The sequence below is a fragment of the Oryzicola mucosus genome, assembly GCF_014534685.1.
Taxonomy (GTDB): domain Bacteria; phylum Pseudomonadota; class Alphaproteobacteria; order Rhizobiales; family Rhizobiaceae; genus Oryzicola; species Oryzicola mucosus.
The window spans coordinates 465909-489756 of record NZ_JACVVX010000004.1 but is presented as its reverse complement, the minus strand read 5'-3'; the positions used below and the strand labels follow the sequence as shown (position 1 = coordinate 489756).

Below are 23848 nucleotides of genomic sequence, written 5' to 3'. Positions count from 1 at the left end.
ATTTTATGGGTTCGGAGCGCCGCACCGGAAGCGTGGCGAGCGGCTGTTTCTCTGCATCTTTCCTGAAGTAGCTGCGGCAAGCGAGTTGTATGCTTTCGGCTCCAGCTTCATCCGCGCCAATGCGCTCGATGGCAGGTGCCTCGAGCGAAGCCGCCTGCATCTCTCGCTCAGCCATATCGGCGATTACACCCGCCTCAAGAGCTCCCGCGTCTATGCGGTGGGTCTTGCCGCAAGCGAGGTCTCTGCCCCGGCGTTCGAGGTTCGGCTTCATGCCATCAGGAGTTTCGATGGAAGGCCACCGGTGGCAAATAAGCCTCGGAGCAGGCCTTTGGTGCTTCTGGGCGATGGCGATGGTCTGCCCAAACTTCATGCTACTCTGACGGAAGCGCTTCGCGAAAAGGGCCTGCGTGTGGCAACGCGGTTCACCCCGCATCTCACGCTCTCCTACGGCGAGGCGACCGTACCCTTGCAAGCGATCGAACCGATGCGTTTCATAGCCAAGGAGTTTGCGCTGGTGCACAGCATGCTCGGCCAAGGACGATACAACATCCTTGGCCGATGGCCGCTTAACGGCTGATCGTCAGGCGTTGCGGCCCTGCATGTAGGTATCGAGCTTTGCCCGCGAGGGGCCATAGCGTTTGATAATGGTTTTCGCCTCGCTGGGCGGTACTCCGTATTTCTTGGCGAAATCGGCGACCTCGTAGGTCTCGCCGCTCGCAACGAGCTTTCGGTCTTCTTTGGTCTTGGATTTATCGTCGGCCATGATGCTTCTCCTAAACACGTAAAAATAGCGCGCATTCGACTTAAGCCAAGTGTCGAACGGCAACGCCGCTGACACATCGATAAATAAATTTTATCGAGAAAATTCTGAAACAAAATTGGACAGAGGTGCTCGTTTGTCTTCGAATGCGGTAACTCCAATAGGGCATAGCATGGAATGACCGAGAAAAAACTATATCTGAAATTCGTCGACGCTGACGTGCAGGGCATTATAACCCTTTATTGGGAGACCGCGCCTAAAACCTGTGAGGCGCTGTGGGGCGCCCTCGAGAAGCCGATCCGGGTGCCGGCCTCGCATGCTATGTTTTCCGGTCCCGAGATCATGATGGGCCTGCCTGAGGAAGCCCGCAATTTCGATCCGCTCAGCCTGCCGCCGGAAAACCAGACCGTCTTGCCGGAAGTCGGCGAGCTTCTTTGGTTCTACCAGCCCAAGAACTTCTTCAAGATCGACCCGACCGAATTCTGGGAAGTCGGCATGTTTTACGGCCAGGGCGGCCGCACCTTCGGCCCCACCGGCTGGATCTCCTGCACCTATTTCGGCCGGATGACCGAGGGGCTGGACGCCGTGGCCGAGCAGTGCCGTAAGATCAGGATCGAGGGTATCAAAACCGTCGAAATTGGCCGTCTGGCCTAAGCAATAACGAGCCGCGAAGACACATCAGCGGCCACAATCCGGATTTGCTACGACGGCGCTGCCTTTCCGATTGGACGGGCGGCGCCGAAGGGTCATAAATCTCACAGAGAAAAGGGAAGCCAAATATGAAGTATCGCATCGCTTCGGCAGCTGTGGCTGTTTCCGCTGTCTTGTCCGGCACGGCGTTCGCCCAGGATAAGACGCTCACCATCAATTCCTTCGGCGGCGCCTATGAACAGGCTCATCGCACTTGCGTCATCGATCCGTTCGAAAAGGAGACCGGCGCCAAGGTTCAGATCGTCACCGCCTATTCGGCCGATGCCTTCGCCCAGCTCCGGGCGCAGAAGGATGCGCCGCAGTTCGACGTCATCAATTTTTCCGGCGGCCAGGAGATCGTCGGCGCAGCCGAGGGGCTGCTGTCGCCCATCGACGCCTCCAAGTTGAGCAACGCCGGCGATCTCTATGATTTTGCCAAGGCAAATTTCGCCAAGGGCGAGGGTCCGGCCTATTCCATCGCTGCCATCGGCCTGGTCTATGACAGCGTGAAATCGCCCAAGGCGCCGACCAGCTGGAAAGACCTGCTCGATCCCGCGCTCAGCGAGCATCTCGTGCTGACCGACATTTCCAACGGTTATGGCATGCTCGGCTTCCTGATGCTGAACCAGTCCGAGGGCGGCACGCTCGAAAACATCCAGCCGGGCCTCGATGCCGTGTCCAAGCTGCTCGAAGCTGGCGCCATCGTCGTGTCGACTTCGCCCGAAATCCAGCAGGAATTCGCCCAGAACGACGCCTGGATTGCACCCTACGCTTCCGACTACGCCTACACGTTGCGCAAGGCAGGCCTGACGGCCAAGTTTGTGCAGGGCTCCGAAGGCACGCCGGCGAGCTTCATCACCTCGAACCTCGTCGCCAACCGGCCGAACCAGGAATTGGCGCTCAAATTCATCGACATCAGCATTTCAAAGGCCGCCCAGGAATGTTTCGCAGAAGCGCTCCGCTATTCGCCGACCAACTCAAAGGCCGAACTGTCCGGTGAGGTCGCCGCCGACGTCGCTTATGGCGAGGAAGGCGTGAAAGGTCTGATCCGGTTCGATCCGGCCAAGATCGAAGCCAACCGCAAGGCCTGGGTGGAAGCCTGGAACAAGACCATCGCCCAGTAAGCAGAACATCCGAAAGTCCCGGACTGATGAGTGATCGTACCGAAAATCTGCTGCTCGCTGCTCCGGGGCTTCTTCTTCTCGCGCTGGCCTTCTTCCTGCCGATAGGCCAGATGCTGGTGCTGAGCGTGGATGGCCCCGAGGGCGCCACGCTCGCCCATTTCTCCCGCTTCCTCGGTGACGGTTTCTACCTCGGCGTGCTCTGGCGCACCGTGCGCTTGTCGCTGATCATCACCGTCATCTGCGCCTTGATCGGCTTCCCGCTCGCCTACATCATGGCGCGGGTCGGGCCGCGCGCGCGGCTCTGGCTGATCATTCTCGTCATCTTGCCGCTGATGACCAGCGTGGTTGTCCGCACCTTCGGCTGGGTTGTGCTGCTCAGCCGCAACGGTCTGATTCCTGAACTGCTGCGCGACATGGGGCTTGCGGGCCGCACCTTCGCGCTGATGCAGACCGAAACAGCCATCGTCATCGGCATGGTGCATGTGCTGTTGCCCTTCATGGCGCTGTCCATTCTCGGCGTCATCAGCCGCATCGACACCCGTCTGGAAGAGGCTGGGCGCACCATGGGCTGCAGCTTCCTGCAAACCATCCGCACCATCGTGTTGCCCCTCTCGCTGCCCGGCGTCGTCGCCGGTTCGCTTCTGGTCTTTACCCTGTCGGCCAGTTCCTTCGTCACGCCCAACCTGCTCGGCGGCCCGCGCCTGCAGGTGCTTGCGGCCTCGATCTACAAATCGGTGACGCAGACGCTCGACTGGCCGTTCGCCGCGGCCCAGGCGGTTGTCCTTTTCGCCGGCATCCTTCTGGTGCTCATCCCCTATGTTCGGTTGACGGCAAGCGACAATGGCTAGTTTCCTCATTCCATCCTGGGTGCGTCTCGCCGCGCGTATCTTCATTGTCGTGACGGTGATCTTCCTGCTCGCGCCGCTGGTCGTGGTGGTCGGCGTGTCGTTCTCCGAAAGCCAGTTCATCGCCTTCCCACCGGATGGTCTGAGCCTGCGCTGGTACCAGACTGTCCTGTCCGACACCGTCTATACCTCCGCCTTCTGGACCAGCATCCGCATCGCGCTTCTGGTCACGGTTTCGGCGACCGTGCTCGGCGGGGCCGCGGCCATCGCGCTGCATCGGCGCATGCTGCCCGGCTCGGCCTTCCTGGCAACCTTCTTCCTGTCGCCCCTGGTCCTGCCCACCATCATCTACGCCATCGGCATGCTGATGTTCTGGAGCGCGGTCTTCGGCCCCGTGTCTTTCGTCACGCTGTGGATCGGCCACACCGTTATCGCCATTCCCTATGTCGTGCGTACCACGCTCGCGGTTCTATCGGAATCCGATCCGTTTCTCGAGGAAGCCGCGCGCACCATGGGCGCGGGTCGCATCCAGCGCCTGCTCTATGTCGTCATTCCGCAAGGCCTTCCAGGCTTAGGCGCCGGCGCCTTCTTTGCCTTCAACATTTCCTTCGACGAGGCGGTTCTGTCGCTGTTTTTGCGCAAGCCCGGCCTCACCACCTTGCCCGTGCAGATTTATGGCCAGCTCGAATTCAGCCCCGATCCCTCGGTCGCCGCCGTGTCGACCATCATGATCGCGCTCACCGTCGTGCTGATCCTGGTCATCGACCGCATGCTCGGCCTGCAACGTTTTGCGAGTACCTGATCCATGGCCAATGTCCGACTTGAAAACGTGAAGAAGGCCTTTGGCCCCGTCCAGGTATTGCACGGGATTTCGCTCGACATCGCCTCGGGCGAATTCGTCAGCCTTCTCGGAGCCTCGGGTTGCGGCAAGACAACGCTTCTGCGCATCGTTGCCGGGCTGGAAGCGGTCACCTCTGGCAAGGTCGAGATCGGCGGTCGCGATGTCACGGCGCTTGCGCCCGAAAAGCGCGACATCTCCATGATGTTCCAGTCCTACGCGCTGCTGCCGCATCTGTCGGTCGCCGAGAATATCCGCTTTCCCTTGCGCATGCGCGGCATCGGCAGCCGCGAGCAGCAGCAGGACAAGGTTCGCGCCGCTCTCGAAACCGTCCAGCTCGGTCATCTCGCTGACCGCAAGCCGCGCCAGCTTTCCGGCGGCCAGCAGCAGCGTGTCGCCCTTGCCCGCGCCATCGTCTCCGATCCGCAGGTGCTGCTGCTCGACGAGCCCTTGTCCAATCTCGACGCCCGCTTGCGTGAGGACATGCAGGTCGAGCTGATCGAGATCCACAAGCGGCTGAAGCTGACCACCATTTTCGTCACGCACGACCAGGAAGAAGCGCTCAGCCTGTCCGACCGCATCGTGCTGTTCAACGCAGGCAAGGTCGAGCAGCAGGGCACGCCCGCCGACATCTACGCCCAGCCGGCAACGGAATTCGCCTCCAACTTCCTCGGCTCGGCCAATCTCGTCGCTGCCGAGATCGGCACCGACGGAAGCGCCACTCTGGCCGATGGCCAGCGTCTAGCCGTCGGCCAGGATCGACCGGCCGGCAAAGTCTCTCTCGTGCTGCGACAGGAAGATATTTCTATCGCGCCCGAGGGTGCAGCAGGCCTTAAGGCCACCGTCCGCACGCGCGTGTTTCTCGGTGCGCGATGCCGCTATATCCTCGATCTGGCCGGCGAACGCGTCCAGATCCTCACCGGCAACGACCAGACTTTCACTTTCGGCGACACCGTCTCGCTTTCCATCGATCCCGCCCGCATCCGCATCATTCCGCGCTGAAAAGGTCAGTTCGATGCGGCGCGATCGTCCAAAGATTGCTAATGGATACGCCATGCGTATCCTCGATATGACAACCTTTGTGGTGCTCGCGCGCAACCGCCATTTCGGGCGCACCGCCCAGGAGCTCAATGCAACGCAGCCGGCCATATCCACCCGGCTGACAGCGCTCGAGCAGGAGTTGGGCTGTCGTCTGGTCGAGCGCGGCGATCGCGAGTTCAAGCTGACCCCCGAAGGCGAGAAGGCGCTGAACGCCTTCCAGGCCATTCTGGGCGATATCGGCAAGCTGCGCGACGTTCTGGAAAGCCCCGACGCTTCGACGCCGCAACTCGTGCGCATCGGCGCCATCGATTCCGTCGCTGCCACCTGGATGCCGCATCTCATCGAAACGCTGCATCAGACGGTGCCCAATCTGAAGATCGAGCTGACGGTGGAAGGCACCAAGCTGCTCACCCAGGGCATGAACAAGGGCGAACTCGACATGATGTTCGCCGTCGACCCAGCGGTTGGCGAAGGCTTCCGCAGCTTCGTCAGCTGCATCCTTCAGATGACCTGGGCAGGCTCCGCCAAGATCATCAATCCCGACCGGGTGTACAGCGTCGATGAGCTCGGCAGCATGCCTATCATTTCGTTCCCGAAGGATACGCCGCCCTACCGACAGATAGCGCCCTATTTCCAGGATGAGCGGGTGCTGGCCTCCAAGCTCACGAGCACCAACTCGCTGTTCGCCATCATCAATCTGCTGATTGCCGGTTTCGGCATCGGCGCTATCCCGACCGTCACCATCCAGCGGGAGCTCAAGATGGGCCTGCTGCATCCGATCAGGGTGTCGAAGCGCTTTCCGCCCATGCCCATCATCGCGACCTACCAGTCGACCACCCACCAGCATCTCATCCAGATGGTGGTGGAACATGCCCGCCGCAGCGCCGCCGGCTTCTGCGCCACCGTCGATCCTTCGGTGGCGTGGATCGATTGATCTTGATCCGGCGATAATCCTCGCCCAAGACGGTTCCCGACACGCATCGGGATTCGATCATGACGACCACGATCTACGGCATCAAGAACTGCGACACGATGAAGAAGGCCCGGAACTGGCTGGAAGCGCATTGCGTCGATTACGCCTTCCATGACTATAAGGCATCCGGCATCGACCGCGCATCACTGGAGCGGTGGTGCGCCGAGTTTGGCTGGGAAAAGGTGCTGAACCGCGCCGGCACCACCTTCAAGAAACTCCCCGACGATGCAAAGGCCGATCTCGACCAGGAAAAGGCCATCGCCCTGATGCTCGAACAGCCCTCCATGATCAAACGCCCGGTGCTCGACCGCGCCGGCGCGCTGACCCTCGGCTTCAAGCCTGAATCGTATGGGCAGGCGATTGGCGAGAGCTAGTCAGTCAGATTTCTCCACCATCGCCTAATCGCCTTCCAGCCGTGCGACATAATCGGCATAGCTGATGCATTCGACATCGGCTTTGACGCATACCTCTTCGGCAAAGCGCTCCAGTGCGCGCCAATAGGCGCCGTCGTTCATCAGCGTGAAGTGAAAGCCGAGCTGCAGCGGCACGCGTGGGCCGTCATATTGCTCCTTGAACGCCCGGTTGAACGCGGCATAGGTCCGGTTTTCAAACAAAGCGGCCTCGCTCGGCCGCTCCATCCCGCCGGAATGGCGGACGTAGAGATTGTAGTCCATGGCGATGATGCGCCGTTCGGACGGCCCTTCCGGGATCATCGGCAGCGCGAACTGGTAAAGGCCTTTTTCGAGATCCGGTTTTACCGGCCCGCGCGATACGCCGCTGGCATTGTAGACCGTGCCATTCTCGCGCAGGGCTTCGTCCAGTGCCGTGCTGGAAGAGAGGTACGGAACGCGAAAACCCTTCGAAGCATGCGCCGCGATATCCTTCCAGTCCGAAGGTTCAGGCGCGATTCCGTTGATGGTGTAGGCATCGCGCACAATCCTGGAAAAGGCTGAGAACTCAGCCTTCCATTGCGCCTTGGTCCATTTTCCGCCGTCGAAATGGCCGCAAGCGTGGCTGGCGATGTCGTGTCCCTCCGACGCGGCAAGGCGGATTTGCTGCAACCGCTCGGCTACCTCCTGTCGGGTCATGGCGAAGCCGACATTGGAGCGCCCTGCGCTTCTGCCGGGAGCCTGGTACGCCTCCTTGGTGTCGCGCGAGAGAAGAAAGACGCAGGATAGGAAATAGGTGAAATCAGCGCCAGTCCGCAGTGCGAGTGCCCGGCTGCGCTGCCATTGCGCCAGATCGTGTGCGCCGTCGAATGAGATCAGGATCACCTGCTTCGGCTTTGCATGGGTGGGATCGGCGACCGGGGTGGCGATTGCGGGCTCAGCAAATGCGAATGCCGAGGCGAATGCAGCGAGGCGGACAAACGGTGATTTAAGCTGCATTAACACTCTCTACTGGGGTATTGATAGGCGAAGGGACGACGCGCTTATCCGGCAAATATGGCATGGTTTGGGTTTGTCGTGTCTTAGTCGCTATTGTCGGCTTGCCGCCGTAAACGTCCGATTTTCCCCGCGCCCCCTTCCATGGCTGCGATTTTCCGGTAAAACGCGAGCAACTGAAAGGCCCGTTTGGGCGGCAATGGTTGGTTTTTATGTCGGACGAAGGTTTTTTCCGCGAGGTCAATGACGAGATTCGCCAGGATCGGGCGAAGATGCTGTGGAGCCGTTTCGGCCCTGCCGCGATCGTCATCGCGGTTGTCGTGGTCATCGGGACCGGTGCTTTCGTGGCATGGGAATACTGGACGGAGTCCAGGGCCAACGCCTCCGGCGACGATTTCTCCCAGGCGCTGACGCTTGCGAATTCCGGCAAGAACGACGAGGCGCTCGCTGCTTTCGATGCGTTGCAGAAGGACGGTTACGGTGCTTATCCGCTGCTCGCCCGCCTGCGCGCCGCCACCGTGCTCGTCCAAAAGGGCGACTTCACCGGCGCTGTCGCCGATTTCGACGCGGTCGCCACCGACACCTCCATTCCCGACAGTATCCGCGACATGGCCCGGCTGCGCGCCGGCTATCTCCTGGTCGATCACGGCAGCTATGCCGATGTCGCCAGCCGCGTCGAGGCGCTTGCCGCCGACACCAATCCGCTGCGCCATTCCGCACGCGAGGCGTTGGGGCTCGCCGCCTGGAAGGACGGCAAGAACGAGGATGCGCTGAAGCTTTTCGACCAGATATCGTCCGACGATGCTGCCCCGCGTGCGGCGCGCGAGCGGGCAACGCTGATGGCCGAACTGATCCGCGGCTCCGGCGTGGCGTCCTGACCCAGATGACCTTCAAAGTCGCAATCATCGGTCGCCCCAATGTCGGCAAGTCCACGCTCTTCAACCGGCTCGTCGGCAAGAAGCTCGCGCTGGTCGACGACACGCCGGGCGTGACGCGCGACCGCCGCGTTCATGCCGCCAAGCTTTACGACATCTATTTCGACGTCATCGACACCGCCGGCTTCGAGGATGCGGCCGCGGCCACCTTGCAGGGCCGCATGCGCGCCCAGACCGAGATCGCCATCGAAGAGGCAGACCTGATCTTCTTCGTGGTCGATGCCAAGAGCGGCATCATGCCCGACGACAAGACCTTCGGTGAAATCGTTCGCCGTTCCGGCAAACCTGTCGTGGTGGTCGCCAACAAGTCCGAGGCGCGCGGCGCTCAGGGCGGCATGCTGGAAGCGTGGGAACTCGGCCTCGGCGAGCCGGTGCCGATCTCGGCCGAGCACGGCCAGGGCTTGCCCGACCTGCGCGACGCCGTCATCGAGGCGCTGGGCCATGAACGGACCCTGGGTGCCGACGAGGACGAAGACGAGGACATCGCCGAAAGCGACGTGCTGATCGGCGAGGACATCGAAGACCCCGACGTCGAACTCGTCTCCGCTTACGACGAGACCAAGCCGCTGCGCATCGCCGTCGTCGGCCGTCCGAATGCCGGTAAGTCGACCCTCATCAACGCGCTGATCGGCGAGGAGCGGCTGCTCACCGGCCCCGAGGCCGGCATCACCCGCGATTCCATCTCCGTCGACTGGGACTGGAAAGGCCGGCTGATCCGGCTGCACGACACTGCCGGCATGCGCCGCAAGTCTCGCATTCAGGAGAAGCTCGAGAAGCTGTCGGTCGCCGACGGCCTGCGCGCCATTCGCTTCGCCGAGATCGTCGTCATTGTGCTCGACGCCACGATCCCGTTCGAAAAACAGGATTTGCAGATCGCCGATCTGATCATCCGCGAGGGCAGGGCGCCGGTTATCGCCTTCAACAAATGGGACATGATCGACAATCCGCAGGAAGCGCTCGCCGAACTGCGTGAAAAGACCCAGCGCCTCTTGCCGCAGGTGCGCGGCATCCAGGCGGTGCCGCTCTCGGCCGAAACCGGGCGTGGGCTCGACAAACTGATGGATGCGATCATCAAGACCCATCGCGTCTGGAACAGCCGCGTCTCCACGGGTAAGCTCAACCGTTGGCTGGAGGGCATTCTGGCCCACCACCCGCCGCCCGCCGTGGCAGGGCGCCGGCTCAAGATCAAATACGTAACCCAGGCCAAGACGCGTCCTCCGGGCTTCGTCGTCAACTGCTCGCGTCCCGAGGCTGTGCCGGAATCCTATGTGCGCTATCTCGTGAACTCGCTGCGCGAGTCGTTCGATATGCCCGGCGTGCCGATCCGTGTGGCGCTGCGCACCTCCGACAACCCCTTTGCCGGCCGGGCAAAGAAGAAGCACTGAGTAGGCTCTCTGACGTCTAGCCAATTCAGCCGTCTTGCCGCAGGGTCTTTGCCCACCTATCATTGAAATGAAATGGAGGCGTTGCAGTGGCAGAACATCAGCTATCGGTCCGTAGCGCAAAGGCGCGCGAACTTGCGCATCGTCTAGCTCGACGTGAACAGCGCTCGATCGCAGATGTCATCGAGCGCGCGCTCGAGGCTTATGAACTTCGCAACAGTGACCGCGAGCAGGCAGAGACTTTTTACGCGCGTCTCTCGGCTGACGTTGCCGATGATGCCGATCTAGAGGCAGTTATTCGTCAGTCACGGCGCCCACATTCGGGTCCTGATATTTGATCTTTCTGGATACCAACGTCATTTCGGAAACGCTGCGGAAAAGCCCGAACCCCGCGGTCGTTGCATGGCTAGTTAAGCACGATGCCGAGGTTGCGCTGCCGACGATCACCATTGGCGAAATTGCCTTTGGTATTCAGAAGATCAAGCCCGACAATCGCGCGTTGCGATTGGAGCAAGGGCTTGCCGATTGGCGTCATCGCTTCGCCGAAAGGATCTTTCCTTTCACGGAAGCAGCAGCCATTACCTATGGCGAGATGATGGGTGGGGCAATGCGGCAGGGTGTTGCGATGTCCGCGCCAGACGGCATGATCGCCGCCATCGCAAAGGTCAACGGTGGGCGTCTTGCAACTCGCAACCTGAAGGACTTTCAGACGACAGGTCTCGATCTCATTTCCCCATGGGATTTTTGAGCGGCTCGATTTATCGTCAATTACTATGCCGCGTCAGACATTCTGATAGGCGACGAAGATCATCAATGCCATGAACCACCAGACGCCGAGGAGCCAGGCGAAGGCTGTGGCTCCTATACATTCACTTTCATTGATGGAGCAGGATTGGTGAACTCCAACAATCAAGAAAGCGGCGAAGGTCGAAAACGTTATCCCGATTGCGAATACGGCCGGCCAAAATGGAAAGCCACGCTGAACGCCAACTCCCAATGCGATTGAGATTGCCATGGGCATGAAGATCGTCAGGTAAAATTCCACAGGGCCTCCATTCTCTTCAATAAACAATCATAGTTTTCAGCATGGTCGTCAACGACAGCCGTCAGGCAGCTGATGGTAAAGAAAGGCTTAATGAAATCAATTATTAAGCATGTTCGTCATTAACCATCCATCAAGGTTAATGCTTCATTTTTTCTTCGGTGAGATTCAGTAAGCGTCCGGAGAGTCCAGTGCATCGACGATTTGTAAAGCGGCGTTTTGCCGTCGCCGCTGATGTGAAGCGTTCGTTTGTCGCGCCCTTGGTGATCGGCCTGGGTATCTGGATCGGCTTTCCCACCGTCGCAGCCTATCAGGACATGACGAGCCTGATCTCGGGCCTGGAAGGCAAGGGCGACCGCTGGCACGCCTATGTCGAGCGCTCCGCGGCCGGATCGGTTCATCAGGCGCAGATGCAATTCCGCGACGGCGACCTTCCCACCGGCTCGATCTCCGGCGCCGGCGTCGAACTCCCCGGCCTCGGCACGGTCGCCTTCACCGGCAAGAAGGGTGAGGCCAGCGCCATTCCCGACGAGGCCCGCATCGCCCGTTCCGACAAGAAGGGCCGCATCGTCCACATAACCCGGGTGGCTCCGCCCAAGAATTTCACCGCCGGCTCGATCTTCCAGCGCACCAGCATGCTGCGGCCGACGCTGGACGGCGAGCTGAAGATGACGTTTGCCGAACCCGAAATCCGCGGCAAGGAGGTGGAGGTCGCTTCCACCTTCTACATCAACGAGGCGCCGAGCGCTGCCAGCGGCGTGCCGACCATGCTGGCCGATCTCGTCACCAACACCACGCCCGATATTCTGGCGACGGCCTATGGGCCGTCCAGCCCTGACTATGCCAGGGCCTCGCCTTTCGAGGCGCTGCTGAAGGAAGAAAACCCGAATGAGGGCCGTTTCATACCGCCTCTGTCGCCCGGCGACCATGCCTGGATGAGCAAGCCGCTGCCGGCGGCGGTGTTCACGGATCCTGAGCAACAATGTCTCGCCACGGCCATTTACTTCGAGGCGCGCGGGGAACTGCTGAAAGGGCAGGCGGCGGTCGCCCAGGTCGTGCTCAACCGCGTCCGCAACCCGACTTATCCGGACACGATCTGCGGCGTCGTCTATCAGAATGACGGCTGGCGCAACCGGTGCCAGTTCTCCTTCGCCTGCGATGGCATCCGCGACATCATCACCGAGCCATCGCGGTTCAAGGTCGCCAAGGACATTGCTCTCGCGGTCACCGCGGGCAAGATATTCATCCCGGAAGTGGCCTCGGCGACCCACTACCACGCCACCTATGTCAATCCGCGTTGGTCGCGCACCATGAAAAAGATGAACCAGATCGGCCTTCACATCTTCTACCGCACCTATGGCGGCGGCTGGAGCTGATCGGCCAGGGGATTCTCACCTTGACAGCGTTTGTATGAAGCCGCGCGGTGACGGATTCGGCCATGACGAGGCCCGGCGAATGGCGGGCAGGATGTCGCACCACGCTAAATATATGAAATAAAACAAGAAAATACTTGGAGTTAACAGGGTCTGCCCGGCTTGACGGGGGCAGGCCCTCTAACTATGTTGCCGGCGACTTTGAAGCGGAAGGAACACGACGTTCCCACCGGGCAGGGAGGTTGGGATGGCCAAGTCTAGACGGCCAGACGAAACCGGCAAGACCGAGCCCGGCAGGCCAGTCGACAGTGCGTTTCGTGACGAGGATCTCGAACGCCGCAGGCTCGAACTCGAGGCAAAACTTGCCAAGAGCCGTCCAGCGGCAGCCGAGGGGGAAAGAGACGGCCAGCCGTCGCGCTCCTCCGGTTACGGCCAGGCGATGAAGCTTTCGAGCGAATTCATTGCCGGCATCGTCATCGGGGCTGGGCTGGGCTGGTTCATTGATCGTTTCGCGGGCACGTCGCCCTGGGGGCTGATCGTTTTCCTTCTGCTGGGCTTTTGCGCTGGCGTCCTCAATGTCCTGCGGTCCGCGGGTATGGTTTCAGAGTCCGGCGTCAGGCCTCCTGATCTGCCGGACAGGAAGTGAACTGCGTCGCAAGACGTAAATTGTTGTGAAGGGGCGCCATCGTGGCCAACGATCCGATCCATCAGTTCCACATCGCGAAATGGATTCCGATTGAGGTCGGAGGTCTCGATCTCTCCTTCACCAACGCTTCGGCCTTCATGGTCGCGACGGCGGTTGCGACGGGCGCGTTCCTCTATATGACGACCTCCAGCCGCGGCCTCGTGCCGGGACGGCTGCAGTCGATCTCCGAAATGTCTTATGAGTTCGTCGCCTCCATGCTGCGCGACTCCGCCGGCTCCAAGGGAATGAAGTTCTTCCCGCTGGTGTTCTCCCTGTTCATGTTTGTGCTCGTGGCCAACCTGCTTGGCCTGTTCCCTTACTTCTACACCGTCACCAGCCAGATCATCGTCACCTTCGCGTTGGCGCTGCTGGTGATCGGAACTGTAATCGTCTACGGCTTCCTCAAGCACGGCTTTGGCTTCCTCAAATTGTTCGTGCCTAGCGGTATTCCCGCTATGTTGGTGCCGTTGGTTGTGATCATCGAGGTCATCTCCTTCCTCTCCCGTCCGGTCAGCCTTTCGGTCCGTCTGTTCGCCAACATGTTGGCGGGTCACATCACGCTGAAAGTCTTTGCTGGCTTCGTCACGTCGCTGAGCGCCTTTGGGGCGATCGGCGTGGTTGGCGCCATCCTCCCGCTGTTGATGACGGTTGCCATCACCGGCCTGGAGTTCCTGGTCGCGTTCCTGCAGGCTTATGTCTTCGCCGTTCTGACCTGCATGTACCTCAACGACGCGGTCCACCCCGGACACTGATCACCACCCGGGGCCGGCGAATGGTTCGCCGCGCTCCAACGATATCGCAACAGTTCCACGAAGGAGTTTTGGAAATGGAAGCAGAAGCAGCAAAGTACATCGGCGCCGGTCTCGCATGCTTTGGCATGGCTGGTACGGCACTCGGCCTGGGCAACATCTTCGGCAGCTATCTGTCGGGCGCCCTCCGCAACCCGTCGGCAGCTGACGGCCAGTTCGGCCGCCTGGTGTTCGGCTTCGCGGTGACGGAAGCTCTGGGCATCTTCTCGCTCCTCATCGCTCTGCTGCTGCTCTTCGCAGTCTAAGATAAGCAGGCGTTGAAGCCGGCCGCATCTGGCGGCCGGTTATGTTGGACAGGGGACTGTGATGTTTGTGACAACGGCTTATGCCCAAGAGGCAACTCCAGCTCCGGCTGAGGGTGCTGCTCACACCGAGGTGGCTGCCGAACACGGCGCGACGCAGGGCGTTTTCCCGCCCTTCGACACGTCCACCTATGCCTCGCAGCTCCTGTGGCTGGCCATCAGCTTCGGCCTGTTCTACCTGTTCCTCAAGAATGTGGCCCTGCCGCGCATCGGCGGTATCCTGGAAGTGCGGCGCGACCGCATTGCTCAGGATCTCGATCAGGCAGCCCGCATGAAGGCCGAGGCGGACGCCGCCGTGGCCGCTTACGAGCAGGAGCTTGCCGAGGCCAAGGCAAAGGCCAACGCGATCGGCAATGAGGCGAGCAATGTCGCCAAGGCCGAGGCGGAAGCCAAGCGCAAGGAAGTCGAGGCTGGTCTCGACCAGAAACTCGCAGCCGCGGAAGAACGCATCGCCGGGATCAAGGCTTCGGCCATGAGCGGCGTCGGTGCTATTGCGGAAGAAACCGCTTCGGCCATCGTCGAGTCGCTGGTTGGCGGCACGGTCGAAAGGTCCGAAGCCGCTGCCGCCGTCAAGGCCGCGGCAGAATAAGGAGAGAGGCGATGGACGCTACATTTTGGGCAACCGTAGCCCTCTTTCTTTTCCTCGGGATCATCTTCTACCTGAAGGTTCCGGGAATGATTTCGAAGGCGCTCGACGAGCGTGCCGCCAAGATCAGCAATGAGCTTGAGGAAGCGCGTCGCCTGCGTGAGGAATCCCAGCAGCTGCTGGCCGAATTCCAGCGCAAGCGCAAGGAGGCCGAAAAAGAGGCTTCCGAGATCGTCGAGGCTGCCAAGCGCGAGGCCGCGATGCTGGCCGAGGACGCTCATAAGAAGACCGAGGAATATGTTGCGCGCCGCGCCGCGCTTGCCGAACAGAAGATCGGTCAGGCCGAACGCGACGCAATCAACGAGGTTCGCGCCAGCGCGGTCGATCTCGGTGTCGAAGCCGCGCGCCGCATTCTTGCTGCACGCGTCGACGCCAGGGCCGATGCCGACATGTTCCAGGCGTCCGTCAGCGAAGTGAAGTCCAAGCTCAACTGAGCGTCTGAGCCTCCAAAAAATTCAGGAAGCCGCCGGGCAACCGGCGGCTTTCTTGTTTGTGCATCCTTTGAGGCTCGCCTTGGAGGATATCGCTCGATTTGCAGCGTCTTGCGGGCTCGCAGACGGAACCGAACGCGGAAAACGCATCGACACCCCCAGGACCTCATCCTTGAGGTGCAAGTCCGCAAAGGCTGTGAATACAAGGATTTGATCATCACCGGGCGCGCCTCGAAGGACGCAAAACGCCTCAGCAGTCTTCTGCCGCATCCACCCTGAACGGCGCGAAGGACACACGATGCAGGCGTCCGCAGGCGCCATGCTGGCCGATGGCCTTGCGGTGGCGTTCGGTGGCATAGCCCATGTGGATTTCAAAACCGTAGCGCGGGTCTTGGGCGCCGAACGCCGCCATCATCCGGTCGCGGGTAACTTTGGCGACGATGGAGGCGGCGGCAACCGACTGCGAGCGCTGATCGCCCTTGATCAGGGCTTCGCACGGGCAGGCGAGCCCAGGAGGCACGTCGCGGCCGTCGGCAAGCGCGGACTTCGCAAGGATTGGCAACGCCGCCAGCGCCCTCCGCATCGCCTCCAGGCTTGCCTTGAGGATGTTGCTGCGGTCGATGCCCTCGGCCGAAACCGAAGCGACCGCCACACCCAGCGCCGAGCCCAGGATCTGCAGGAACAGTTCTTCGCGTTGCAGGGCGCTCAGCTTCTTGGAGTCGTTCAATCCATCGGGGATGCGCTGCGGATCGAGCACTACGGCAGCCGCGACGACTGGACCCGCGAGCGGGCCGCGGCCCGCCTCGTCCAGGCCCGCGACCGGCCAGAGACCGCGCGCCATGCCCCTGGTCTCGAAGGAAAAATCAGGGCCTTCGGGCAGGTCGAAGAGAAGCGGAGAATCGGTACGCGTGCGAGCCATAATGGGCCAAGACTCGCACCCCATCCGATTCTCCGCAAGTCCTTCCTGCCTTTGTGGGGCAATGGCAGGGAGGGCTCCGTCTTGGGCCGGGGACGGGCCAGACGGGAGACGTTAAGCGGCTTGCGCAGTATTGAGAGGTTAAAGCAGCATCAGCTGTTCGTTCTTGCGCGGTGCGGGCTTGAACAGCTCCGTGGTCAGCGATTCCCGCTTGGCATTCAGCCCGAGCCGACGCGCGGCGATCTCGAAGCGGCGGCCGATCTGCCAGGCATAGGGGCCCGCCCCGCGCATGCGCTTGCCCCATTCGCTGTCATAATCCTTGCCGTCGCGCATCGACCGTACGAGCGACATGACGTGCCGGTAGCTGTCGGGGTAATGCCTGAGCAGCCAGTCCTTGAAGATCGGGCTGACTTCCAACGGCAACCTCAGCACGACATAACCCGCTTCCGTCGCACCCGCCGCCTTGGCCGAATCGAGGATGCGCTCGATCTCCGCATCCGTCAGGCCGGGAATGATGGGCGCGACCATGACCGATGTCGGTATTCCGGCCGACGATAATTCGCGGATCGCTTCGAGCCGGCGCGTCGGCGTCGCGGCCCTCGGCTCCATCGTGCGGGCCAGAAGCCGATCCATCGTCGTCACCGACACGGCCACTTTCGCCAGCCCCTTCTCGGCCATGCGCGACAGGATGTCGATGTCGCGCGTCACCAGCGCCGATTTGGTGACAATGCCGACGGGATGGTTGCGCGCTTCAAGCACCTCGAGAATTTCGCGCATGATGCGCCACTTCTTCTCGATCGGCTGGTAGGGGTCTGTGTTGGTGCCGATGGCAATGGTGCGCGGCTGATAGCCTTCCTTGGACAGCTCCTTGTCGAGCAGCTTGGCGGCATCAGGTTTGGCGAAGAGCTTGGCTTCGAAATCCAGCCCGGCGGACAGCCCCATGTAGCTATGCGTCGGCCGTGCGAAGCAATAGACGCAGCCATGTTCGCAGCCACGATAAGGATTGATCGAACGATCAAAGGAGATGTCTGGCGATTCGTTGCGGGTGATGATGGTGCGCGGCTTTTCGACCTGAACCTCGGTCTTGAACGGCGGCAAGTCCTCAAGACCGCTCCAACCGTCGTCGAAGACGTGGCGGCTGACCGGTTCGAACCGTCCCGACGGATTGACGCCAGCCCCGCGACCGCGCCTGCGGTCCTCATGCACGCGCAAGCCGCTGTCATCGATCATAGCATTGGCCATTGCAGACCCTCCGCTTCTGAAGGCTGCAACATCTGCGCGGGCTATCGGTTCCATGTTTCACGCCTCCGGGGAGAGCTTCGGGGATCGGCTTCATGCCGATTGATGAAATTATTCCTATCATTAAAATAAGAACAAAGCAAGAACTTTGTTTGGACTGGCTCGCGAACTGCAGCTTTCGGCGCGGTTGCGAAATTTGGCCCCAGCCTGTTAAGGGTCATGAATGCTCAGTGTCGTGATCGAAACCAAAAATGACGAGGAAGCTCTGGCCCGCACGCTGGCGTCGCTGGTCGGCGGGGCGGTGGAGGGCGTCGTGCGCGAGGTGATCGTTTGCGACATCGGGTCGACCGACCAGACCCAGCGCGTCGCCGACCATGCCGGCTGCCACTATGTCGGGCAGGGCGGTATCGCCGCCGGCATCCGCCAGGCTCGGAGCGAGTGGATATTGCTGTTGGAACCGGGCGCGCGTCTGGTCGACGGCTGGACGGACGAGGTGTCGTCGCACACTGGCCGCCACACCATCGCCGCGCGCTTCTCGCAAGCCAAGGCGGGTCGGCCGCCGTTTCTGTCCCGCCTCTTCGGCAGACGGCGTCCGCTCACCGAAGGGCTCGTGATCAGCAAGCGTCAGGCGGTTTCGCTAGCCGCCAAGGCGTCAGACGCCGAGGCGCTCGCCAAGGGCGTCGCCACGAAAAGGCTGGATGCTGAAATCTGGGTCGCACCGCTCAAGCGGTAGCGCCAAAAACAAAGGCCAGGAAAAATCCCGGCCTTCTGACATTTTGCTTTGTTGAAAGTGCTTACTGCGCCGCGGGCAGTGTCAGTTCCTGGCCGGGATGCAGGCGCGCGGGGTCGCCGCGCAATTGCGGGTTCAGCCTGAGGATTTCGCGATAGCGCTCGCCATTGCCCAGTATGCGGTCGGCGATGGACCAAAGCGACTGGCCGGGCTGCACGGTATAGACCGCCGGCACCACCTCCGCCTCGGCGGGGACTGCGGCCTCTGTCTTTTCGATGGCCACTGGCGCGGGGGGCGCCTCGGTTCTCTTTTCGGTCTGCTCCGCGGGTGTTGCCGGGACAGGCTGTGCTTCGACCTTGGCTGGCTCGGCAGGCTTTTCCGCCTCGGCTTTGTCGGCAGGGGGCAGGCCTTCCGACAGCTTCTTCTGCACCTGGGCCAGAATGTCGGGCTCCGGCTTCAGGTCGCGTGCGTGGCTCCACTGGAAGGTTGCTTCCAGCTTGCGATCGGTGCGCCAATAGGCGTCGCCCAGATGGTCGTTCAGCACCGGATCGTTCGGCATCAGCGATACCGCGCGCTCCAGTTCCTTCACGGCCTCCTCATAGCGCCCCATGCGGTAATACGCCCAGCCCAGCGAATCGACGATGTAACCGTCGCTGGGGCGCAGCTCGACGGCGCGCTTGATCAGGTCGAGGCCTTCCTCAAGGTTCATGTGCATGTCGACCCAGGAATAGCCGAGATAGTTCATTACCTGCGGCTGGTCGGGGAAGAGCTCCAGCGCCTTGCGGAAGTTCGGCTCCGCTTTGTCCCATTCCTTCAGCCGTTCATAGGCGATGCCGCGCTGGTAGAAGATGTTCCAGGTCGCGCGGCTGGGCGTCGTCAGCGTGGCGACGGCCTTGTCGTAGAGATCGGCTGCATCGCGATAGTCCTCCTTGGAGGAATACACCCCGCCAAGCGCCAGGTAGCCGCGCATGTCGTCCGGTGTTTGCGCGACCAGCTTCTTCAGATGCTCGACCGCTTCAGGATATTGGTCGAGATCGGCAAGGTTCAGGCCGAGCTGCAGGTCGGCCATGCGCTTGAGCGGCGAGGCCTCGGGCACGCGGCGATAAAGGTCGATTGCCGCCTGTCCGTCCTTGAACTGCTCGGCCACGCCGGCCAGTTGCATCAGCGTCTCGTCGCTGTCCGGCTTCAATGCCAGGGCATATTGCAGGTAGAGGCGGACGAAAGGTTCGCCGCCGCCCCGGTTCAGCGCGGTCGCCAAATTCAGCAGGATTTCGGCCGAACCATCGGCCGGTGTGGCGACCAGCGGAGCGATGGTCTCGCCCTTCCGGATTTGCTCGCGAAGGGCAGCGATTGGAGGGCGTCCGGTGGAAAACTCGTCCGCGCGGTCGAGTATCGCCAGCGCCTCGTCTTTCTTGCCCTGGCGCGCCAGGAAGCGGGCATAGGCCTCCGCGCCGCGCATCCAGGTCTCGGGCGCGCTGCCGCCGGCGGCGATATTGTCCATGAAGGTGCGATAGGATTGGTCGGCCTTGTCGTTCAGCCCGGCAGCGTCGGCAATCAGCGCGGCGTGATAGGAGCGGAACAGACCGAACCATTCCGGTCCCTCGAGCTTTTCGACGGCTTCGATTGCCTGCGTCTTCTGGTCGGCGCCCAGCTTCACCCACCCGCTCATCACGCCGGTAATCAACCGGTCGAGGTCGGACTGCAGCGCCAGCTTCAGCCACGTCTCGGCGGCGGGATAGTCCTTCTTGCGGATGGCATCGACGCCGAGCGCGACACGCGAGAAGCGCTCGACATCCGGCACGGTCTTCAGCATCTCGGCGTAAGGCAGCGATTCGTCGAACCGCCCTTGGGCGATCAGTGCCAGCAACACGCTCTGCTTGAGCTGCACGTCATTGGGGTTGAAGGCCAGCGCGCGCTTGTAATAGGCGATTGCGGTGTCGAGATCGTTGTCGACTTCGGCCACTCTGGCAGCGAGGAACGCGCCTGAGAAAGAGCCGACCTGTACGGTTTCCGGGGTGTCTTTTGCATAGGCGAAAGGGGCTGAAATGGCTATGCTCGCCACCGCCGCCATGCTCAGGATCCAGCTCGCGCGTCCTAGCCGCATATCACGTCCTTCCTGCCGGGTCCTCAGCCAAGCGCCAACCCGCGTTAGAGCCATCGGAGGCCCCTTGAAACCGTAATCGCAGAAGCATGGCCTTTTTACGGACAGCCTTCAATCGATTTGGCACACTATTAGGTGACCTTACTAAGAAAGGGCCTAACTGTGGCATCGGCGGGACAGGTGGCAACGTGGCTGCGTAAGAGGTGCCGAGGTCGTCGGTGGCGGCCTAGACCACGCGCCGGATGCAGAAATCGATCACTTCGATCAGCGCTGACTTCTGCGGCGTGGCTGCCAGCGGCGCCAGTGCATCGCGCGCGATCTCGCCGAAATGGCTGGCCCGGCCGATCGTATCGGCAATAGCGCCGTGGCGTGTCATCAGCCCCGTTGCGCGTTCCAACGCCGCTTCGTCCGTATTGCCGTCTTCGATAGCGCTCTTCCAGAAAGCGCGTTCGTCGCTGGTGCCGCGCCGATAGGCGAGGATGACGGGAAGCGTCACCTTGCCCTCGCGGAAATCGTCGCCGGTGTTCTTGCCGAGGTCCTTGCTCGAACCGCCATAGTCGAGCGCATCGTCGATGAGCTGGAAGGCGAGGCCCAGATTGGTGCCGTAGGAGCGCAGCGCGGCGCGGTCGTTCTTCGATGCGTTGGCGATGACCGGCCCGACTTCGGCCGCGGCCGAGAACAGGGCTGCCGTCTTTGCCTTGATGACGGCGAAATGCTCGTCCTCGGTGGTGTCGAGATTCTTTGCCGCGGCAAGCTGCATCACCTCGCCCTCTGCGATGATCGATGCGGCGGCCGAGAGAATGTCGAGCGCTTCCAGCGAGCCGACTTCGACCATCATGCGGAAGGCCTGGCCGAGCAGAAAGTCTCCGACGAGCACGCTCGCCTGGTTGCCCCAGATGGTGCGCGCTGTCTTCTTGCCGCGCCGCAGGTCGCTCTCATCAACCACATCGTCATGCAGCAGCGTTGCGGTGTGCATGAACTCGACGCTGGTGGCGAGCTTGACGTGGTTTTCGCCGGAATAGCCGAACATCTGTGCCGCGGCCAGCGTCAGCATCGGACGCAACCGCTTGCCGCCGGAGGAGATCAGATGGTTCGCGACTTCGGGGATCATCTCGACGTCGGAGCCGGCCTTGGACAGGATGAGCTTGTTGACTCGGCCCATATCGGCCGCCGTCATGTCGAGAAGGGCCTGGATCGTCGCCGGCTCGCGTTTGCCCTGTTCGAGGTTCAGAACCACACCCAAATCTACCACTCCCGTCAAACCCGTGTGACGAAGCCAAGGCTCCGTCGCGCGGGCGGACTCTAGGTCGGCAAGCCCTATCGTCGCAAGTGGCGAATTGGCGCGGCTCGCCCTACCATATACACAGGAAGCCGCAACCAGACGTTAGGACCGTACCATGATCGAACTCGTGCGCACCAATGATGCGGTGACCATATCCTTCGTGCAGTCGCTGCTGCGCGACTCCGGCATCGACTGCTTCGTCGCCGATGAGAATATGAGTGTGCTCGACGGATCGATCGGCGTGCTGCCGCGACGCATCATGATCGCCGAGGACGATCTGAAGGAAGCGCGCGAACTGATGACGGCGGCAGGCATCGCCAATGAAATCCGCCAGAAATGACGGCTGAACCTGAGATCGCGGACGCCGTCGAGCCGGCGACCACCACGCTGGACGCGTTCCATCGCGGCGGTTTCTGGCTGGTGCAGCCTGCCAGGGGCGGGCATCGCGCCGGCATGGATGCGATGACGTTGGCGGCTAGCGTCCCCTCTGCCTTTGCCGGCCATCTCGCGGATTTCGGTGCGGGTGCGGGTGCAGCGGGCCTTGCGGTTGCGTCGCGCTGCCCATCTGCCAGTGTCACTCTCGCCGAAATCACGCCGGAAATGGCGCTTTATGCCGAAGCCACGCTGGCCCATCCGGCCAATGCAGCGCTGAAATCTCGCGCAAAAGTGATCCGCGCGGATGTCGAGCTGACGGGGAGGGCACGCGCCGAGGCTGGCCTTGCCGACAACAGTTTCGATTTCGTCATCATGAATCCGCCCTTCAATGCCGCGCATGACCGCGCCACGCCCGATCCGCTGAGACAAAAGGCGCATGTGATGGATGACGGCCTGTTCGAACGCTGGATGAAAAGTGCCGCGGCCGTGGTGCGGCCGCGTGGCGGGGTGGCGGTGATCGCGCGTCCCGATGCGCTCGCGCCGCTACTCGATGCCGTGAAAGGCAGGTTCGGTTCCGTGCAGATCGTACCCATCCATCCGCGCGCAGAGCTACCCGCAATCCGCATCGTCCTGCGCGGCACTCGCGCGGCGCGGGGGCCGCTCTCGCTCTGTCCGCCATTGGTGCTGCACGATGCTGGCGAGGCCTTTTCCGCCCGCGCCGAAGACATCGTCAACGGCCGCGCCTCGCTTTTCGGAGATTGAGCCACAGCCGTGCTTCCCCCTCACCGGCTCGCTGCGCTCGCCACCTCTCCCCCATTCATGGGGGCGAGGAACCCAGGTTCTGCATAGGATGCGTCTCGTGAGGCAGCATTCCTCGCCCCCGGGACGGGGGAGAGGTGGTTTGCGAAGCAAACCGGTGAGGGGGGTCGATCGATGCGCTGTTTGCTAATTCACGGCAAGATCTCGCCAGAAGTAGCGCCATTGCGCTTTCGACGTCAAAACCTACATGGCTTTGGACCGTAGTCTTGAAAGGATGATCTGCTTGGGCCTTCTCCGCCGTCTGCTTCCGAAATCCATGCGTTCCAACGATGTCACGATCCCTGTGATCCGGCTGCATGGAACGATCATGTCCGGCGGTGGCCAGTTCCGGCAGAACCTGTCGCTTGCCTCGACGGCGGGGCTGATCGAAAAGGCCTTTGCCATCAAGGAGGCGCCGGCTGTGGCGATCTCGATCAACTCGCCGGGCGGCTCGCCGGTGCAGTCGCGGCTGATCTACAAGCGTATCCGCGATCTCGCCCAGGAAAAGAACAAGCGCGTTCTGGTCTTCGTCGAGGATGTCGCGGCGTCGGGCGGCTATATGATCGCGGTCGCGGGCGACGAGATCATCGCTGACCCGTCTTCCATCGTCGGATCGATCGGCGTGGTCTCCGCCTCCTTCGGCTTCACCGATCTGATGAAGAAGATCGGCGTTGAGCGCCGCGTGCATACGGCCGGGCAGAACAAATCCGTGCTCGATCCGTTCAAGCCGGAGAAACAGGAAGACATCGAACGTCTCAAGGCGCTGCAGCTCGAAGTGCACCAGACCTTCATCGATCTGGTCAAGAGCCGCCGTGGGACCAAGCTGAAGGACGATCCGGACCTGTTCACCGGCCTGTTCTGGACCGGCATCAAGGGTGTCGAACTGGGGCTGGTCGATGGCCTCGGAGACATGCGCAGCGTGTTGCGCGACCGCTTCGGCCCCAAGACCAAGATGAAGCTCATTGCCCCGCCGCGCGGCCTGTTCGGGCGAGGCAGGGGCCTGTTGGGTTCGTTGGCGCCCGACATCGCCGCCGCGGCGTCGACGGGCTTCATCGATGCCGCCGAAGACCGATCGCTCTGGGCGCGCTACGGCTTGTGATCGGGCGTGATGCCGGCGGGCTTTGAAATTTTGCAAGGCCATGCTTA

General features: G+C 61.8%; 29 protein-coding genes. 22 read left to right on the top strand and 7 right to left on the bottom strand.

Going from position 1 to position 23848, the window contains the following annotated elements:
• Nucleotides 1-85 precede the first annotated feature (85 nt).
• Nucleotides 86-577, top strand: a complete 492-nt coding sequence (locus tag ICI42_RS15675; protein WP_188165502.1) for a 2'-5' RNA ligase family protein — start codon at nucleotides 86-88, stop codon at nucleotides 575-577.
• A gap of 3 nt (nucleotides 578-580) precedes the next feature.
• Here the strand turns inward: ICI42_RS15675 and ICI42_RS15670 are convergent, their stop codons facing one another.
• On the bottom strand, nucleotides 581-763 hold the full coding sequence (locus ICI42_RS15670) for a DUF3606 domain-containing protein (protein ID WP_188165501.1): 183 nt from the start codon (nucleotides 761-763) through the stop codon (nucleotides 581-583).
• A gap of 174 nt (nucleotides 764-937) precedes the next feature.
• Between ICI42_RS15670 and ICI42_RS15665 the strand changes: the two genes are divergently transcribed.
• The 7 genes from ICI42_RS15665 to ICI42_RS15635 all read left to right on the top strand — a co-directional run bounded on the left by ICI42_RS15665 (nucleotide 938) and on the right by ICI42_RS15635 (nucleotide 6645).
• On the top strand, nucleotides 938-1414 hold the full coding sequence (locus ICI42_RS15665) for a DUF3830 family protein (protein ID WP_188165500.1): 477 nt from the start codon (nucleotides 938-940) through the stop codon (nucleotides 1412-1414).
• 125 nt (nucleotides 1415-1539) lie between these two features.
• Nucleotides 1540-2574, top strand: coding sequence for an ABC transporter substrate-binding protein (locus ICI42_RS15660; protein ID WP_188165499.1), 1035 nt, complete (start codon nucleotides 1540-1542; stop codon nucleotides 2572-2574).
• Between the two features lie 26 nt (nucleotides 2575-2600).
• Nucleotides 2601-3422: an ABC transporter permease gene (locus ICI42_RS15655; RefSeq protein ID WP_188165498.1), complete on the top strand. Its 822-nt coding sequence runs from the start codon at nucleotides 2601-2603 to the stop codon at nucleotides 3420-3422.
• The gene (locus ICI42_RS15650) at nucleotides 3415-4221 is read left to right on the top strand and encodes an ABC transporter permease (RefSeq protein WP_188165497.1); all 807 of its coding nucleotides are present in this window, start codon (nucleotides 3415-3417) and stop codon (nucleotides 4219-4221) included. The genes ICI42_RS15655 and ICI42_RS15650 overlap by 8 nt, the downstream gene beginning before the upstream one ends.
• Before the next feature lie 3 nt (nucleotides 4222-4224).
• Complete coding sequence (locus ICI42_RS15645; protein WP_188165496.1) at nucleotides 4225-5259, top strand: ABC transporter ATP-binding protein; 1035 nt, start codon at nucleotides 4225-4227, stop codon at nucleotides 5257-5259.
• A gap of 52 nt (nucleotides 5260-5311) precedes the next feature.
• Nucleotides 5312-6232 carry a LysR family transcriptional regulator gene (locus ICI42_RS15640; RefSeq protein WP_188165495.1) on the top strand — a complete coding sequence of 307 codons (921 nt, stop codon included), beginning with the start codon at nucleotides 5312-5314 and terminating at the stop codon, nucleotides 6230-6232.
• A 59-nt stretch (nucleotides 6233-6291) separates the two neighbouring features.
• Nucleotides 6292-6645 carry an ArsC family reductase gene (locus ICI42_RS15635; protein WP_188165494.1) on the top strand — a complete coding sequence of 118 codons (354 nt, stop codon included), beginning with the start codon at nucleotides 6292-6294 and terminating at the stop codon, nucleotides 6643-6645.
• Nucleotides 6646-6669: 24 nt separating this feature from the next.
• Here ICI42_RS15635 and ICI42_RS15630 read toward each other — a convergent pair whose 3' ends face one another.
• Complete coding sequence (locus ICI42_RS15630) at nucleotides 6670-7659, bottom strand: polysaccharide deacetylase family protein (protein ID WP_188165493.1); 990 nt, start codon at nucleotides 7657-7659, stop codon at nucleotides 6670-6672.
• A gap of 209 nt (nucleotides 7660-7868) precedes the next feature.
• Between ICI42_RS15630 and ICI42_RS15625 the strand changes: the two genes are divergently transcribed.
• The 4 genes from ICI42_RS15625 (at nucleotide 7869) to ICI42_RS15610 (ending at nucleotide 10721) form a co-directional block, all read left to right on the top strand.
• Entirely contained in the window at nucleotides 7869-8534 is a 666-nt protein-coding gene (locus ICI42_RS15625) for a tetratricopeptide repeat protein (protein WP_188165492.1), read from the top strand.
• Between the two features lie 5 nt (nucleotides 8535-8539).
• Nucleotides 8540-9976, top strand: a complete 1437-nt coding sequence (der, locus tag ICI42_RS15620) for a ribosome biogenesis GTPase Der (RefSeq protein ID WP_188165491.1) — start codon at nucleotides 8540-8542, stop codon at nucleotides 9974-9976.
• Nucleotides 9977-10062: 86 nt separating this feature from the next.
• Nucleotides 10063-10311 (top strand): type II toxin-antitoxin system VapB family antitoxin, encoded by a 249-nt coding sequence (locus ICI42_RS15615; protein WP_188165490.1) that lies wholly within the window; start codon nucleotides 10063-10065, stop codon nucleotides 10309-10311.
• The gene (locus ICI42_RS15610) at nucleotides 10308-10721 is read left to right on the top strand and encodes a type II toxin-antitoxin system VapC family toxin (RefSeq protein ID WP_188165489.1); all 414 of its coding nucleotides are present in this window, start codon (nucleotides 10308-10310) and stop codon (nucleotides 10719-10721) included. Before ICI42_RS15615 ends, ICI42_RS15610 begins: the two co-directional genes overlap by 4 nt.
• A gap of 33 nt (nucleotides 10722-10754) precedes the next feature.
• Here the strand turns inward: ICI42_RS15610 and ICI42_RS15605 are convergent, their stop codons facing one another.
• A complete protein-coding gene (locus tag ICI42_RS15605) occupies nucleotides 10755-11018 on the bottom strand; it encodes a hypothetical protein (protein ID WP_188165488.1) in 264 nt (87 codons plus the stop codon).
• A gap of 188 nt (nucleotides 11019-11206) precedes the next feature.
• Here ICI42_RS15605 and ICI42_RS15600 point away from each other — a divergent pair, with 188 nt between their 5' ends.
• From ICI42_RS15600 to ICI42_RS15575, 6 genes are all read left to right on the top strand, one after another.
• The gene (locus ICI42_RS15600; RefSeq protein ID WP_188165487.1) at nucleotides 11207-12391 is read left to right on the top strand and encodes a cell wall hydrolase; all 1185 of its coding nucleotides are present in this window, start codon (nucleotides 11207-11209) and stop codon (nucleotides 12389-12391) included.
• A 244-nt stretch (nucleotides 12392-12635) separates the two neighbouring features.
• Nucleotides 12636-13034, top strand: a complete 399-nt coding sequence (locus ICI42_RS15595) for an AtpZ/AtpI family protein (protein ID WP_188165486.1) — start codon at nucleotides 12636-12638, stop codon at nucleotides 13032-13034.
• A gap of 41 nt (nucleotides 13035-13075) precedes the next feature.
• Entirely contained in the window at nucleotides 13076-13825 is a 750-nt protein-coding gene (locus ICI42_RS15590; protein WP_188165485.1) for a F0F1 ATP synthase subunit A, read from the top strand.
• Nucleotides 13826-13899: 74 nt separating this feature from the next.
• Complete coding sequence (locus tag ICI42_RS15585) at nucleotides 13900-14127, top strand: F0F1 ATP synthase subunit C (protein WP_188165484.1); 228 nt, start codon at nucleotides 13900-13902, stop codon at nucleotides 14125-14127.
• 61 nt (nucleotides 14128-14188) lie between these two features.
• Nucleotides 14189-14773, top strand: coding sequence for a F0F1 ATP synthase subunit B (locus ICI42_RS15580; RefSeq protein WP_188165483.1), 585 nt, complete (start codon nucleotides 14189-14191; stop codon nucleotides 14771-14773).
• 11 nt (nucleotides 14774-14784) lie between these two features.
• A complete protein-coding gene (locus ICI42_RS15575) occupies nucleotides 14785-15264 on the top strand; it encodes a F0F1 ATP synthase subunit B (RefSeq protein ID WP_188165482.1) in 480 nt (159 codons plus the stop codon).
• Nucleotides 15265-15511: 247 nt separating this feature from the next.
• Here ICI42_RS15575 and ICI42_RS15570 read toward each other — a convergent pair whose 3' ends face one another.
• Nucleotides 15512-16180, bottom strand: a complete 669-nt coding sequence (locus ICI42_RS15570; RefSeq protein WP_188165481.1) for a ribonuclease HII — start codon at nucleotides 16178-16180, stop codon at nucleotides 15512-15514.
• 138 nt (nucleotides 16181-16318) lie between these two features.
• On the bottom strand, nucleotides 16319-17473 hold the full coding sequence (locus tag ICI42_RS15565; RefSeq protein WP_188165480.1) for a PA0069 family radical SAM protein: 1155 nt from the start codon (nucleotides 17471-17473) through the stop codon (nucleotides 16319-16321).
• A gap of 166 nt (nucleotides 17474-17639) precedes the next feature.
• Between ICI42_RS15565 and ICI42_RS15560 the strand changes: the two genes are divergently transcribed.
• Nucleotides 17640-18149 carry a glycosyltransferase gene (locus tag ICI42_RS15560; RefSeq protein WP_188165479.1) on the top strand — a complete coding sequence of 170 codons (510 nt, stop codon included), beginning with the start codon at nucleotides 17640-17642 and terminating at the stop codon, nucleotides 18147-18149.
• A 61-nt stretch (nucleotides 18150-18210) separates the two neighbouring features.
• Here ICI42_RS15560 and ICI42_RS15555 read toward each other — a convergent pair whose 3' ends face one another.
• Both ICI42_RS15555 and ICI42_RS15550 read right to left on the bottom strand, forming a co-directional pair.
• Nucleotides 18211-20250 carry a tetratricopeptide repeat protein gene (locus ICI42_RS15555; protein WP_188165478.1) on the bottom strand — a complete coding sequence of 680 codons (2040 nt, stop codon included), beginning with the start codon at nucleotides 20248-20250 and terminating at the stop codon, nucleotides 18211-18213.
• 223 nt (nucleotides 20251-20473) lie between these two features.
• On the bottom strand, nucleotides 20474-21490 hold the full coding sequence (locus tag ICI42_RS15550) for a polyprenyl synthetase family protein (RefSeq protein WP_188165477.1): 1017 nt from the start codon (nucleotides 21488-21490) through the stop codon (nucleotides 20474-20476).
• Between the two features lie 154 nt (nucleotides 21491-21644).
• On the opposite strand from ICI42_RS15550, the gene ICI42_RS15545 reads away from it, so the two are divergent.
• The 3 genes from ICI42_RS15545 to ICI42_RS15535 all read left to right on the top strand — a co-directional run bounded on the left by ICI42_RS15545 (nucleotide 21645) and on the right by ICI42_RS15535 (nucleotide 23801).
• Entirely contained in the window at nucleotides 21645-21869 is a 225-nt protein-coding gene (locus ICI42_RS15545) for a putative signal transducing protein (RefSeq protein ID WP_188165476.1), read from the top strand.
• Complete coding sequence (locus tag ICI42_RS15540) at nucleotides 21866-22666, top strand: tRNA1(Val) (adenine(37)-N6)-methyltransferase (protein WP_188165475.1); 801 nt, start codon at nucleotides 21866-21868, stop codon at nucleotides 22664-22666. Before ICI42_RS15545 ends, ICI42_RS15540 begins: the two co-directional genes overlap by 4 nt.
• Before the next feature lie 313 nt (nucleotides 22667-22979).
• Nucleotides 22980-23801 (top strand): S49 family peptidase, encoded by an 822-nt coding sequence (locus tag ICI42_RS15535; RefSeq protein WP_230980402.1) that lies wholly within the window; start codon nucleotides 22980-22982, stop codon nucleotides 23799-23801.
• Nucleotides 23802-23848: the final 47 nt, after the last annotated feature.

Bases quoted from the DNA above. Each gene is read 5' to 3' on its own strand.
- ICI42_RS15535 (WP_230980402.1), top strand. From the start codon at position 22,980: ATGCGTTCCAACGATGTCACGATCCCTGTGATCCGGCTGCATGGAACG.
- ICI42_RS15635 (WP_188165494.1), top strand. From the start codon at position 6,292: ATGACGACCACGATCTACGGCATCAAGAACTGCGACACGATGAAGAAG.
- ICI42_RS15640 (WP_188165495.1), top strand. From the start codon at position 5,312: ATGCGTATCCTCGATATGACAACCTTTGTGGTGCTCGCGCGCAACCGC.
- ICI42_RS15545 (WP_188165476.1), top strand. From the start codon at position 21,645: ATGATCGAACTCGTGCGCACCAATGATGCGGTGACCATATCCTTCGTG.
- ICI42_RS15565 (WP_188165480.1), bottom strand. From the start codon at position 17,473: ATGGAACCGATAGCCCGCGCAGATGTTGCAGCCTTCAGAAGCGGAGGG.
- ICI42_RS15560 (WP_188165479.1), top strand. From the start codon at position 17,640: ATGCTCAGTGTCGTGATCGAAACCAAAAATGACGAGGAAGCTCTGGCC.
- ICI42_RS15650 (WP_188165497.1), top strand. From the start codon at position 3,415: ATGGCTAGTTTCCTCATTCCATCCTGGGTGCGTCTCGCCGCGCGTATC.
- ICI42_RS15575 (WP_188165482.1), top strand. From the start codon at position 14,785: ATGGACGCTACATTTTGGGCAACCGTAGCCCTCTTTCTTTTCCTCGGG.
- ICI42_RS15570 (WP_188165481.1), bottom strand. From the start codon at position 16,180: ATGGCTCGCACGCGTACCGATTCTCCGCTTCTCTTCGACCTGCCCGAA.
- ICI42_RS15670 (WP_188165501.1), bottom strand. From the start codon at position 763: ATGGCCGACGATAAATCCAAGACCAAAGAAGACCGAAAGCTCGTTGCG.
- ICI42_RS15660 (WP_188165499.1), top strand. From the start codon at position 1,540: ATGAAGTATCGCATCGCTTCGGCAGCTGTGGCTGTTTCCGCTGTCTTG.
- ICI42_RS15580 (WP_188165483.1), top strand. From the start codon at position 14,189: ATGTTTGTGACAACGGCTTATGCCCAAGAGGCAACTCCAGCTCCGGCT.
- der (WP_188165491.1), top strand. From the start codon at position 8,540: ATGACCTTCAAAGTCGCAATCATCGGTCGCCCCAATGTCGGCAAGTCC.
- ICI42_RS15540 (WP_188165475.1), top strand. From the start codon at position 21,866: ATGACGGCTGAACCTGAGATCGCGGACGCCGTCGAGCCGGCGACCACC.
- ICI42_RS15645 (WP_188165496.1), top strand. From the start codon at position 4,225: ATGGCCAATGTCCGACTTGAAAACGTGAAGAAGGCCTTTGGCCCCGTC.
- ICI42_RS15655 (WP_188165498.1), top strand. From the start codon at position 2,601: ATGAGTGATCGTACCGAAAATCTGCTGCTCGCTGCTCCGGGGCTTCTT.
- ICI42_RS15585 (WP_188165484.1), top strand. From the start codon at position 13,900: ATGGAAGCAGAAGCAGCAAAGTACATCGGCGCCGGTCTCGCATGCTTT.
- ICI42_RS15630 (WP_188165493.1), bottom strand. From the start codon at position 7,659: ATGCAGCTTAAATCACCGTTTGTCCGCCTCGCTGCATTCGCCTCGGCA.
- ICI42_RS15555 (WP_188165478.1), bottom strand. From the start codon at position 20,250: ATGCGGCTAGGACGCGCGAGCTGGATCCTGAGCATGGCGGCGGTGGCG.
- ICI42_RS15595 (WP_188165486.1), top strand. From the start codon at position 12,636: ATGGCCAAGTCTAGACGGCCAGACGAAACCGGCAAGACCGAGCCCGGC.
- ICI42_RS15625 (WP_188165492.1), top strand. From the start codon at position 7,869: ATGTCGGACGAAGGTTTTTTCCGCGAGGTCAATGACGAGATTCGCCAG.
- ICI42_RS15665 (WP_188165500.1), top strand. From the start codon at position 938: ATGACCGAGAAAAAACTATATCTGAAATTCGTCGACGCTGACGTGCAG.